Annotated in this window: 13 protein-coding genes and 1 tRNA gene; 3 read left to right on the top strand and 11 right to left on the bottom strand. The window is 37.1% G+C overall.

The window, feature by feature from the left end; genetic code table 11:
• The first annotated feature begins 13 nt into the window (after nucleotides 1-13).
• Entirely contained in the window at nucleotides 14-628 is a 615-nt protein-coding gene (locus OU989_RS18290; protein WP_274794380.1) for a spore coat protein, read from the top strand.
• Between the two features lie 45 nt (nucleotides 629-673).
• Here OU989_RS18290 and OU989_RS18295 read toward each other — a convergent pair whose 3' ends face one another.
• The 4 genes from OU989_RS18295 to OU989_RS18310 all read right to left on the bottom strand — a co-directional run bounded on the left by OU989_RS18295 (nucleotide 674) and on the right by OU989_RS18310 (nucleotide 3,554).
• Entirely contained in the window at nucleotides 674-1,396 is a 723-nt protein-coding gene (locus OU989_RS18295; protein WP_274794381.1) for an amino acid ABC transporter ATP-binding protein, read from the bottom strand.
• Nucleotides 1,393-2,097: an amino acid ABC transporter permease gene (locus OU989_RS18300; RefSeq protein ID WP_274794382.1), complete on the bottom strand. Its 705-nt coding sequence runs from the start codon at nucleotides 2,095-2,097 to the stop codon at nucleotides 1,393-1,395. Before OU989_RS18300 ends, OU989_RS18295 begins: the two co-directional genes overlap by 4 nt.
• An 88-nt stretch (nucleotides 2,098-2,185) precedes the next feature.
• Nucleotides 2,186-2,983: a basic amino acid ABC transporter substrate-binding protein gene (locus tag OU989_RS18305; RefSeq protein ID WP_274794383.1), complete on the bottom strand. Its 798-nt coding sequence runs from the start codon at nucleotides 2,981-2,983 to the stop codon at nucleotides 2,186-2,188.
• 496 nt (nucleotides 2,984-3,479) lie between these two features.
• Nucleotides 3,480-3,554 (bottom strand) — tRNA-Arg (locus tag OU989_RS18310).
• Nucleotides 3,555-3,860: 306 nt separating this feature from the next.
• Here OU989_RS18310 and clpP point away from each other — a divergent pair.
• Together clpP and OU989_RS18320 are read left to right on the top strand one after the other, a co-directional pair.
• Nucleotides 3,861-4,451: an ATP-dependent Clp endopeptidase proteolytic subunit ClpP gene (clpP, locus tag OU989_RS18315; protein ID WP_004228025.1), complete on the top strand. Its 591-nt coding sequence runs from the start codon at nucleotides 3,861-3,863 to the stop codon at nucleotides 4,449-4,451.
• 149 nt (nucleotides 4,452-4,600) lie between these two features.
• On the top strand, nucleotides 4,601-4,732 hold the full coding sequence (locus OU989_RS18320; RefSeq protein WP_274794384.1) for a hypothetical protein: 132 nt from the start codon (nucleotides 4,601-4,603) through the stop codon (nucleotides 4,730-4,732).
• Here the strand turns inward: OU989_RS18320 and OU989_RS18325 are convergent.
• From OU989_RS18325 to OU989_RS18355, 7 genes are all read right to left on the bottom strand, one after another.
• On the bottom strand, nucleotides 4,729-4,986 hold the full coding sequence (locus OU989_RS18325; protein ID WP_274794385.1) for an HPr family phosphocarrier protein: 258 nt from the start codon (nucleotides 4,984-4,986) through the stop codon (nucleotides 4,729-4,731). The genes OU989_RS18320 and OU989_RS18325 overlap by 4 nt on opposite strands.
• A gap of 113 nt (nucleotides 4,987-5,099) precedes the next feature.
• Nucleotides 5,100-6,047: a DNA-binding protein WhiA gene (whiA, locus tag OU989_RS18330; RefSeq protein WP_274794386.1), complete on the bottom strand. Its 948-nt coding sequence runs from the start codon at nucleotides 6,045-6,047 to the stop codon at nucleotides 5,100-5,102.
• 63 nt (nucleotides 6,048-6,110) lie between these two features.
• A complete protein-coding gene (locus OU989_RS18335) occupies nucleotides 6,111-7,106 on the bottom strand; it encodes a gluconeogenesis factor YvcK family protein (RefSeq protein ID WP_274794387.1) in 996 nt (331 codons plus the stop codon).
• 4 nt (nucleotides 7,107-7,110) lie between these two features.
• Nucleotides 7,111-8,004, bottom strand: a complete 894-nt coding sequence (gene rapZ / locus OU989_RS18340) for an RNase adapter RapZ (RefSeq protein ID WP_274794388.1) — start codon at nucleotides 8,002-8,004, stop codon at nucleotides 7,111-7,113.
• Between the two features lie 9 nt (nucleotides 8,005-8,013).
• The gene (locus OU989_RS18345; RefSeq protein WP_274794389.1) at nucleotides 8,014-8,481 is read right to left on the bottom strand and encodes an NUDIX hydrolase; all 468 of its coding nucleotides are present in this window, start codon (nucleotides 8,479-8,481) and stop codon (nucleotides 8,014-8,016) included.
• Nucleotides 8,482-8,904: 423 nt separating this feature from the next.
• Complete coding sequence (gene trxB / locus OU989_RS18350) at nucleotides 8,905-9,849, bottom strand: thioredoxin-disulfide reductase (protein ID WP_274794390.1); 945 nt, start codon at nucleotides 9,847-9,849, stop codon at nucleotides 8,905-8,907.
• Between the two features lie 186 nt (nucleotides 9,850-10,035).
• The gene (locus OU989_RS18355) at nucleotides 10,036-11,559 is read right to left on the bottom strand and encodes a tetratricopeptide repeat protein (protein WP_274794391.1); all 1,524 of its coding nucleotides are present in this window, start codon (nucleotides 11,557-11,559) and stop codon (nucleotides 10,036-10,038) included.
• Nucleotides 11,560-11,619: the final 60 nt, after the last annotated feature.

The following is an 11,619-nucleotide window of genomic DNA, read 5'->3' on the forward strand; positions in this document are numbered from 1 at the left end:
GGAGGCGTTTTTTTTGTCACAATCGTTTTATAACGAATCATCAAATCAAACAAATTTCAATCAACAACATAGCCTAAATCATGGTGGCCATGAAATGATGGACATACATGAAACGATCGGCGAAATTATTGCTGGTATGAACCAAGCAATTATTTTACGCCCACATGTAAAGGATCCAGAGCTACTAAGCATTTTGGATCGCCAATATAACTTCACTCTAGGTATGTACAATACAATTGTGGAGTCCTTTAAAACTGGACATGATCCATCTGTGCCAACAGGGCGTTATCAAATGGAGACAGGTAATGACTTTAAATACGGCTTACATGCTGGTCAACCTAAAAAGCCAATGCAAAATGCCAATGAAATTAATGATGAAGCCATTTCTGGTTTCTTACTTGGTGCTCAAAAAGGGGCAGCTAAATGTATGACTACTGCGGCGATGGAGACAACAAACCCTGTTGTTCGTCGTGTTGTTGCTGATAGTATTCCAAACTGCATCGAAATGGCATACGAATTATCGATCTACCAAAATATGCATGGCTATTATCAGGTGCCTCAGTACTCTGAACAGGATATGCAAACGATGCTTAATGCATACGACACAACATCTAATCCCCTTCATTAAAAAACAGTCCATGGTGTAATTTCTCACCATGGACTGTCTTTTTAATTATAGAACTTTCCCTAAAAATGCCTTCGTACGTTCGTTTTGCGGATTGCCGAACAATTCATCCGGAGAGCCTTCTTCTACGATAAAGCCTCCATCCATAAAGACAACTCGATCGCCCACTTCACGAGCAAACCCCATTTCATGGGTAACAACAACCATTGTCATCCCTTCAGCAGCTAGATTTTTCATTACATCTAGCACCTCTTTTACCATTTCTGGATCGAGTGCGGAAGTAGGCTCGTCAAATAGAATGGCTTTGGGCTTCATTGCTAAGGCACGTGCAATGGCTACACGCTGCTGCTGACCACCTGAAAGCTGCTCAGGATAATTATAAGCCTTGCTGTCGAGTCCAACCTTTTTCAATAGCTCATGTCCAAGTGCTTCAGCATCTGGACGACTCATTTTACGAATTTGCATAGGTGCCATCGTTACATTATCGAGAACTGTCATATGAGGGAATAAGTTAAATTGTTGAAACACCATGCCAACTTCAGCTCGAATCTCATTGATATTCGTTTTAGGATCATTTATTTTTACGTTTTCAATATAAATAGCACCATCTGTCACTTCTTCAAGCATATTGATGCAGCGTAAAAATGTACTTTTCCCTGAACCAGATGGTCCAATGACGCAGACAACCTGTTTCTCTTGAATTTCATAATCGATTCCTTTTAATACTTCAAGCTTGCCAAAATATTTGTGTAGGTTCTCAATTTTTATCATCTTGCTTCCCGCCCTTCTGCTTTACGAGGGACATAACTATTGCTAAAACGTTTCTCGATAAATGCGACAATCTTCGTTACACCATATGTTAAAACTAAGTATAGTAATGCAGCAACGATGTACGGTTCCCAGAAGCGGAAACTTGCACCTGCTACTACTTTACTAGCATATAAAATATCTGGTGCTGCAATAACTGTTACTAATGATGAATCTTTTAATAATGCAATGAATTCATTCCCTAACGGTGGAATCATGCGTCTAAATGCTTGCGGTAAAATGACCTTTCGCATCGCCTGGTTATGCGTTAAACCAAGAGAACGAGCTGCCTCCATTTGCCCTTTTGCAATACTTTGAATACCTGCACGGAAGATTTCCGCATTGTAAGCTGCACAGTTTAAAATTAGTGCTGTAATACCTGAAACCATATAGCCTAAAGAATGACCAAAGATTGTTGGAATCACTGCTAAGTGTATTAACAAAATTTGCACAAGCATTGGTGTTCCACGGAATAAATCGATATATAGTTTAGATGGCCAATAAATCCATTTTTTACTCGATAATTTTCCTAGGCCCAAAAATAGACCTAATAGAATACCTCCAAAATAACCACTAAGTGTCAAAATAAGTGTTACGCCAATACCTCGTATAAACATATCTCGGTAGTTCCAGACAATGTCCCAGCGTAGGTCAAAGATGTCCATCCGAAAACCCCATTCCCCTTTAAAGTTACGAAAATTAAATGAGCCGCCAGCACAGTAGCTGTGCTAGTGGCATCACCCTACTCATTTATTACTGAAAATCCGTACCTGTAATTTCTTTTAATTTTCCGTTTTCTTTAATCTTTTTAAGACCTTCATTTAATTTATCTAATAGCTCTTTATTCCCCTTTTGAACCATAAAGCCATAGTATTCTTTTTCGAATGCATCATCTTCAATTACTTTTAGTTTTTGATCTGGATGAGCTTTAATATATTCATAAACTACTGCATTATCTCCAATAGCTGCATCAACGTTTCCATTTAACATCTCTTGAATAGCGATTGGCTGACTTTCAAAAGCCATAATATTTGTACTTGCTTCACCTTGTAACTTTTTCGCTGCCATATGACCAGTAGCATTAATTTGAACGGATACCTTTTTATCTTTTAGTTCTTCTAATGACTTAATCTTTGAATCTTCTTTCACAACGATTAGTAATTGAGATTCATAGTATGGTTCTGTAAAATCAAATGATTCTTTACGCTCTTCCGTGATTGTGATCCCAGAAGCACCGATATCTGTTTCGCCATTTTTAATTGTTTGGAAAACAGGCTCCCAACCAATATTATTCCATTCAACCTCAAAATCCATTTCATCCGCAATAGCTTGTAAAATATCGACATCAATCCCTACAATTTTCCCTGAATCGTCAACAGATTCAAATGGTGCAAAAGTAGCCTCTGTACCTACTTTATATACTTTCTTCCCATCTCCGCCATCTTCTGAAGGTGTACTACCTGAGGATGCATCATCTTTTGTTCCGCAACCTGCAAGTGCTAATGTTAAAGCTGCTATCATCATCAATAACATCCATCCTGTTTTTTTCATTGTTTTTCCCCCTGTTTCGATAATATTCCGAAATGCGTATTATTTTTCGCAATTCGGAAATGTTAGACTATTAGGTCAATTATATTAACATTATAGTAATTAGACAACAACTTTTCACATAAAACTAAATATTTTTTCATATAAATTTATATTAAATGCATATAATTAGATAAAATATGTATAAATAACAAGAAATCAAACCTAAAACTAATATATATACAATATAAACGATGCCAATTTTCGATAAATTTTGGCAAAAAAAAAGAATCCCCTCAGAAAGGATTCTTTTTTTGACTATGACTAGTCCACGTACAGTATGTTCACTAAAAAATAATTTGGAGTTGTTGCTTTTTTGAAGGTTTGAAAGGAACAAATAGGGGAATAATGCCAACTAGGACAGTATTCCCTTACTTTTTCCTCTCTATCTCCACTAAGCAGGCTGCTAAACTACTTATTAGGAGACGAGCTATAACAAGTATATCTATAATCAGTAAAATGGCGCCCTCGGAGGGAATCGAACCCCCAGTGCAAGAACCGGAATCTTACGTGTTATCCATTACACCACGAGGGCAAAAGCACAAAAAAAAAGTACTCACTCTAGGCTTACGAAAAGCATGATGTAGATAATCCTCATTTTTGAAGCATACCTGCAAAATAGTGTCCTGTACTTTAAACTTATAACCTTAACTATTATACAAACGTATCTCACAAAATACAACCATAGAATGCAAAAACAATATATTTTTTTTAATTTCACTTTAGCAGGGTTAATATTTGACCTTCCCTGACTATAATGTGTATGATAAGGATACAGCTGAAATAACAATGGAAATTTCAGCAAAGGTATTCGAATTTAGTTTTTTAAGGAGGATTTAACATGAATTTAATTCCTACAGTTATTGAACAAACAAGTCGTGGTGAACGTGCATACGATATTTACTCACGTCTGCTTAAAGACCGTATTATCCTTTTAGGAAGTGCTATTGATGACAATGTAGCTAACTCTATTGTCGCACAGCTTCTTTTCCTACAAGCAGAAGATCCAGATAAAGATATCTCTCTTTACATCAATTCACCAGGTGGATCTATTACGGCTGGTATGGCTATCTACGACACAATGCAAATTATTAAGCCACAAGTTCAAACAATTTGTATTGGTATGGCTGCGTCAATGGGAGCATTCTTACTTGCTGCTGGGGAACCTGGTAAACGTTTTGCATTACCAAATGCAGAAGTCATGATTCACCAACCACTAGGTGGTGCACAAGGTCAAGCGACGGAAATTGAAATTGCTGCTAAACGTATTTTATTCTTACGTGAAAAATTAAACGGCATTTTATCTGAACGCACTGGTCAACCACTTGAAGTCATTGCAAGAGACACAGATCGTGATAACTTCATGACTGCTGAGCGAGCTAAAGAATACGGTTTAATCGACCATATTATGCATCGTAGCGATAATAAATAAAAAACAGAAGGCATCACAGATTTGCTCTGTGATGCCTTTATTGTATTGAAAAATAAATTTTTTTGTGAAAGGTGATAATGTTCTCCCTACTCATTTTAAGCGTCACTCTTAGAGGATCAACGTCACAAATGAGATAAGGAGCGAACGTAATGAGTGAAGCGGCTCATCGGACGCCTCTGGGGAAAGGACGCGGGCGGAACGGAACATTTATTCAACAACATAAAGGCACCACAGAATTGCTCTGTGGTGCCTTTATGTTCGATAATATTACAAATGTTTAATCTTCTTTTTCGATAAGTGTTGCCAATGCTGTAACCGCTTGCTCGGCATCGTTACCTTCACTGCTTAAAGTAACTTCGGTACCTTTAGCGACAGCTAGACTCATGACACCCATAATTGATTTCGCATTTACTTTTTTCTCATCTTTTTCTAGAAAGATATCAGCACTAAAACGATTTGCTTCTTGCACAAATAGTGCTGCTTGTCTAGCTTGTAGTCCTAATTTTAATTTGACCTGGACTCTTCTCTCAATCATTCTCAAAACTCCCCTTCACTACCGTTCATCTATTAGTTTTATCTTACCTTACTTACTAGCAAAAGAACAATAAGCGATTACGCATGACATTCATACCTGAAAAGTATGAAAACTTAACCACCTATTTTTTCACCGCGTCTTAATGCTTCCGCAATTTCGTCAATTTTTCTTAATCGATGGTTAACGCCTGATTTACTAACCGTTCCACTGGAAACCATTTCACCAAGCTCTTTTAACGTAACATCTTGGTATTCTACACGTAGACGTGCTATTTCACGAAGCTTCTCTGGCAGTTGATCAAGGCCAATTGAATTTTCAATAAATCGAATATTCTCCACTTGCCGTAATGCTGCACCTATGGTCTTATTTAAATTGGCTGTTTCACAGTTTACAATACGGTTGACACTATTGCGCATATCTCGCAATATCCGAACATCTTCAAACTTCATCATAGCCTGGTGGGCACCAACAATATTAAGGAAATCTGAAATTTTTTCTGCTTCCTTTAAATACGTCACAAAACCTTTTTTCCGTTCAATTGTTTTAGCATTGAGCTCAAATTCATTCATTAAATCCATTAATGCTTCACCATGCTCTTTATATAAAGAATATATCTCTAAATGATAGGCTGATGTTTCTGGATTATTGACAGAACCTCCTGCTAAAAATGCACCTCTTAAATACGCTCTTTTTTGTCCACTCTTTTTAATGAGCTCTCTTGAGATTGTATGATTAAATTGAAAGTCGTCTGAGATGATTTCTAAATCAATTAACAGCTCACGTGCACCTTCTCTTACACGGCATATATACACATTATTTTTTTTAAGTCGCATTTTCTTGCGAACTAGTAATTCCACATTGTATGGATATAACTTTTTCATAATCGTATATAATCTTCTAGCTATTGCAGCGTTTTCAGTTTGCACGTCTAAGCTTAGTTGTTTATTTGCAAAGGATAATGAACCATTCATACGAATTAGGGCAGAAACTTCTGCTTTCATACAATGATTGTCCGCTTCTATTTGCGTCAGTTCTTTTTTTGTTTCAGAAGCAAAAGACATATCACGCCCCCCTTTCAATCATATTTCTATGTATATGTTATCTTACCATATACAATAAACGTATTATGTTTCTATAATCGGTCTATTTACCTTTTGATGGTAAATATCAGCGTAATCTACTAGCCATTCTGCAACATTTGCAGCATTATGTCGAACAGTTCCATCCTGCCTAATAGTCGCAATGTCACGTTTAATTACCTCTAAACCCATACTTTCAAGCTTTGCCACATCAAATGTTACTGGTTCAGCTCTTTCTTCTTTATACAGTTCTTTTACTGGAATTGGGAGTTCTTCATCATTTACTAAAATAGAATCAATAAAATCGTTGCCAACATGCTTATGTATGGCTGCTACATGATCGCCTGCTGTATAAGAAATGGTTTCACCTTTTTGCGTCATTAAATTACAAACATATATTTTTCTTCCTTTTGCTTTCACTACAGCTTCACCAATCTCCTTCACAAGCAGATTGGGAATGATACTTGTATACAAGCTTCCAGGACCGATTAAAATATAGTCTGCACGATGTATGGCACGAATAGCTTCTGGTAACGGTTGCACATTTTCAGGTACTAAAAAAACGCGATTAATGCGCTTTGTTGCTGTTGGTATTTTGGATTCTCCTTCGATAATTGAACCGTCCTCTAGCACAGCATGTAGGTTTATTTTTTTATTTGCAGCTGGTATAACGCGACCATGAACTTTTAAAACCTTTCCCATTTCACTTATAGCATGGCTGAAATCGCCTGTAATATCAGTAAGAGCTGTAAGCATTAAGTTTCCCAAAGAATGTCCTCGTAAATCCTCTGATGCTGAAAAACGGTACTGAAACATTTGCTCAACAAGTGGCTCAATATCTGATAATGCTGCAATGACATTGCGAACATCACCAGGTGGTGGAATATCGTAGTCATCACGTAAACGGCCAGAAGAACCACCATCATCTGCCACTGTTACAATAGCAGTAATATCAAATGGATGATGCTTAAGCCCGCGCAGTAACGTAGAAAGTCCTGTGCCACCACCTATTACCACAAGCTTTGTTTGCTTTTTCCCCATTCACTCATTCCTTTCTACGATTAATATCCCGATGCGTAATAACCGTATTTTCCTTGCCTGCAAAATAGGCACCAAAAAATTCTGCTAACGTCACTGAGCGATGCTGCCCCCCAGTACAACCGAAAGCAATGACAAGTTGAGATTTACCTTCTTGTCGATAAAGAGGAATCATAAAGTCTAATAAATCCGTTAGTTTTTGGATGAGTATTTGTGTATCTTCCAAAGCTAAAACATAAGAGGATACCTCTGTTTGAAGACCCGTTTTAGGACGCAGTTCCTCCACATAATATGGATTTTTAAGAAAACGCACATCGAATACTAAATCAGCATCAATGGGCATACCATGCTTAAAGCCAAAGGACATGATGTTAACAGTAAAAATAGTATCTGCATCACTAGCAAATTCTTTGACAATTCTTTCGCGCAGTTGCTTTGGCTTCATGTTAGATGTGTTATAAACGAAATTAGCACGGCCTTTTACTTCAGATAAGAGTGCACGTTCATGTTTGATTCCATCTAATGGTAAACCATTTACTGCTAATGGATGGGCACGCCTTGTTTCTTTATAGCGTCTGACTAATGTGGCATCGTCTGCATCTAAAAATAAAATACGAGCTACAATATCGCCTTCTTTTAGTATATGGTCTAATGCGCCAATTAGAGCATCAAAAAAATCGCCACCACGCATATCCATTACCGCCGCGATACGCGTACTATTTTTACCAGAATCTCTTAGCAGAGTTAAAAAAGTTGTAAGTAACGCAGGTGGTAAATTATCAATACAGTAATACCCTAAATCCTCAAAGCTTTGAATAGCCACTGTCTTTCCAGCTCCAGACATTCCTGTAATAATAACCAATTCATGTGTACTTTGTTGGCTTTCAACCACCACTGTCATGCAACTCCTTTATTGTTCTTTTGATATTTGTATTTTCTGATGAAGTAATTCAAAATTCGTTGTATAGTCAAACGTGCCATATTGAATACCTGTTTGTGAAACGGCAAATTGTAAATTAGTTCGATCTCCTTCAGCCATTGGCAAATGTGCTAAATCCTCAACTGGGTGCCATGCAAGCTTGCCTTCTCTCGTTTCTTCAAATGGTATACCTTCTACATCCTTTGCAACAAATGTATAGAGCATCCATTCGTCCACAACATCATTGTTTTCTTTAATGATCATTGTATAAACACCCTTTAAATGAACATTCAAAGGTGTAACATTTGTCTCTTCTTGAAACTCACGGACAGCAGCCTCAAAGATAGACTCACCGCTCTCCATTTTGCCTCCTGGAGCAACATACCAGCCTCGTCTTGGTTTCTGAAGTAATAATACTTTACCGTCTTTTACGGCAATTAAATTTGCAATTCTTTGCATAGGCACACCTCTAATCACTTTTGCATTCTACTCTCCATTATAGCAAGACCTTGCAAGATTTGTCCTCATTTACAACTCTCCGCAAAGACAATTAACAATTTAGTTTTATTCAAGCATTGTGAATTATTTGTGGGCATAACTTACGCTTTTTATAAATTAAATATCCTTACTGGAATGATCGTCATTCCGCTAGATGACGCTTAAGAGGTGTTCTCTTCATTTAGTAAAACAATGTAAATAACATCATGATCAATACAAATAAAAAAGTAGGTTGCTCCCACCTATTGAGGCGGAAACAACCTACTAACAAAATAAAAGGGGGATTGCTAATTACATGTTTAATCATACACCTTTTATATGTCATTCAAGTTACAGCAATATTAAAACCACATTAAAATTGTATTTTTTTCCTTAAAAGCCATGTTAGGCATTAATTTTTTCTAATAGTTCTTCTACATAATGCTGTACAGCTTGTGCAGCAATACTACCATCACCTGTTGCTGTGACAATTTGACGAAGTGATTTTTCACGAACATCTCCAGCAGCAAAAATACCTGGGATTGTTGTTTCCATATTGTCATTTGTCAAAATATAACCAGCATCATTTAAAATACCTAATGATTCAAATGGTTTAGTTAAAGGTAACATTCCAATGTATACAAAGACACCATCTGTTGCAAATTCAGATTCTGTACCATCAACAGTTGATTGTAGTGTTACACTACCAACTTTACCATTAGCCTCATTAATTTCTTTTACAGTTGCATTCCAAATGAAATCAATTTTGTCGTTAGCAAAAGCACGATCTTGCAGAATTTTTTGAGCACGTAATTTATCGCGACGGTGGACAATTGTGACTTTATCAGCAAAGCGAGTCAGATAAACACCCTCTTCAACAGCTGAATCTCCTCCACCTACAACGACTAGATTTTTTTGTTTAAAGAATGCCCCATCACATACTGCACAGTAGCTGACGCCACGGCCGCCAAGTTCTTTTTCACCTGGCACACCCATTTTTTTATACTCTGCTCCTGTTGTAATGATAATGGCACGTGTTTTATATTCTTTTGCACCTGATTTAATGGTTTTATATTCTTCACCATCAATGATTTCTGTTACATCACCGTAGGCATATTCAGCACCAAATTTTTTAGCGTGCTCAAACATTTTTGTAGAAAGCTCTGGCCCTAAAATTGTATCAAAACCTGGGTAATTTTCTACTTCTTCTGTGTTAGCCATTTGCCCACCAGGAATACCACGTTCAATCATTAATGTTGATAAATTTGCACGAGATGTATAGACAGCAGCAGTCATCCCTGCAGGACCTGCACCAATGATTACTACATCATAAATTTTTTCTTCCGACATAAATACTTCCCCCTAAACAAAATACTTTTTATCTTCATTAAGTGTAACGTCACCTATTGAAGAAGATAAAGCCCTTGGCGGATAGGACGGTTATAAAACGCAATGTCGCCAAGGAATATTGGTGATAACGTTAGTATGTTCATCGTATGTGAAAGTATAAAGTTATTCAACTATGTTGCTCACACGCTAATTATGACTATCAGGTAAAAATGTTAAGATTTCATCAATATACTTCGTTAAAGTGGAAACAGAAACCCCATATTGTTGAGCTATTTCTTTTTTTGTTACTTTGAGCATCTGTGAAGATTTAAACAAATAGTCATTTGCTCCCGCAATCGCTGCAGGATTAGTAAAACGATAATTTTGTACTAAAGCTTGTTCACAAAGTACAAACCACATCTGAAACATTGGAACAATCAGTGATGATAGCTTTCCATACTGTTCTAATAAAATTTCTGACACATGGACTGCACGTAAAAAGCTTGCTTCTACTTTATTTTTCTTATCAAATTCATGACCCAGTGCGTAAGCCAAAAATAACTTCTCGAATGAGCCTAATTGTTCAATATTGACCCATTTCGGATGGGCGATAATTTCTTGCTTATGGGCAGTTCCTTTCAATAAAAACAACCCAAAAATACGTTCACTTGTATAAGAACTTTCTAATTTTTCAACAATAAAATCACGATCATGCTCCAAGGCATCCAGAGCAAATTCATTCTCCTGTTGGCGCCATGGCTCAAAGCCTTCTTTGTCTGGATCTAGCTCTAGAAGCTGATCCCAAGCACTTTTCGAAATCTCCACATGATCTGAGAAATATGCAGCATGGGATAACCAAAAGTAAAAACCTGCATCTCCAACATAGCCTCTCTTTTGCATACTGCGTAACCACTTATAGGCTAATTCGTATTGCCCTATTAAGGCTAATGTCGCTCCAAGCTTATAACGATGCTCCCATGTATAAGGCTGAATTTTAACAAGCACATTTAATAGCGCTTGTAAGTCTTCTTCATTCTTTTCATAATACGCAATCACCGTTAAATTACATAGCGCATGTAAGTTGCCCTTATTTTCACGTAGCACTGTATGTAAGAGAGCTTTTGCTTGTTCTTCTTCTCCAACATAAAAATAAGCGAGCGCTAAATTATTATAGGCAGACCAAAATGCTGGGCGATCTTCAATTAAATCTTCTAAAATATTAATAGCTTCTGGGAAATCTCCCTTTTCCATACAACGACGAGCCTGCTCCTGGCGATATAAATCCTCACCTGAGCCTTCAAGTTCTTCTAAATCGTCCTGCTCAAAAGCGACGAATTCTAATATTTCTGCTGCCTCATCCGCATAAGCACCTTCTGGCTCTAACTTTAAGTATTCTTCCGCAAAGCGTTTAGCATCATGCATTATGCCTACACACCCAGATACCTCTGCCATATAAAATATGATTTCAGGATTATCTGGATCAATTTGATAAGCATGACGAAGCAGATCATACGCTTCCTCAAAACGTTGACCCTCTAACTCTACTATGGCTAGCTGCAAGTTAATCATTGGATCATCAGGACTTAAATCTACCGCACGCTGTAAATATTTATAAGCCTTATTCATTTGACCACTGTTCATAGCTTGAATTGATTTTTTATAATAATAGTCGCCTGTTGGAATGAACGACACTATATTCGATTGAGTCTCATTTTGACGTTTCTTTTCCAATATATTTCCTCCGAAACAAGAAATAAGGAACGTATTTCACGTTCCTTTACACAGTAATCT

Source organism: Lysinibacillus irui (assembly GCF_028877475.1).
GTDB classification, from domain to species: Bacteria; Bacillota; Bacilli; order Bacillales_A; family Planococcaceae; genus Lysinibacillus; species Lysinibacillus irui.

Coding starts and splice junctions, on each gene's coding strand:
- OU989_RS18335 (WP_274794387.1), bottom strand. CDS start 7,106: ATGGGGAAAAAGCAAACAAAGCTTGTGGTAATAGGTGGTGGCACAGGA.
- OU989_RS18325 (WP_274794385.1), bottom strand. CDS start 4,986: ATGATTGAGAGAAGAGTCCAGGTCAAATTAAAATTAGGACTACAAGCT.
- clpP (WP_004228025.1), top strand. CDS start 3,861: ATGAATTTAATTCCTACAGTTATTGAACAAACAAGTCGTGGTGAACGT.
- whiA (WP_274794386.1), bottom strand. CDS start 6,047: ATGTCTTTTGCTTCTGAAACAAAAAAAGAACTGACGCAAATAGAAGCG.
- OU989_RS18345 (WP_274794389.1), bottom strand. CDS start 8,481: ATGCAAAGAATTGCAAATTTAATTGCCGTAAAAGACGGTAAAGTATTA.
- trxB (WP_274794390.1), bottom strand. CDS start 9,849: ATGTCGGAAGAAAAAATTTATGATGTAGTAATCATTGGTGCAGGTCCT.
- OU989_RS18305 (WP_274794383.1), bottom strand. CDS start 2,983: ATGAAAAAAACAGGATGGATGTTATTGATGATGATAGCAGCTTTAACA.
- OU989_RS18295 (WP_274794381.1), bottom strand. CDS start 1,396: ATGATAAAAATTGAGAACCTACACAAATATTTTGGCAAGCTTGAAGTA.
- OU989_RS18320 (WP_274794384.1), top strand. CDS start 4,601: ATGAGTGAAGCGGCTCATCGGACGCCTCTGGGGAAAGGACGCGGGCGG.
- OU989_RS18300 (WP_274794382.1), bottom strand. CDS start 2,097: ATGGACATCTTTGACCTACGCTGGGACATTGTCTGGAACTACCGAGAT.
- rapZ (WP_274794388.1), bottom strand. CDS start 8,004: ATGACAGTGGTGGTTGAAAGCCAACAAAGTACACATGAATTGGTTATT.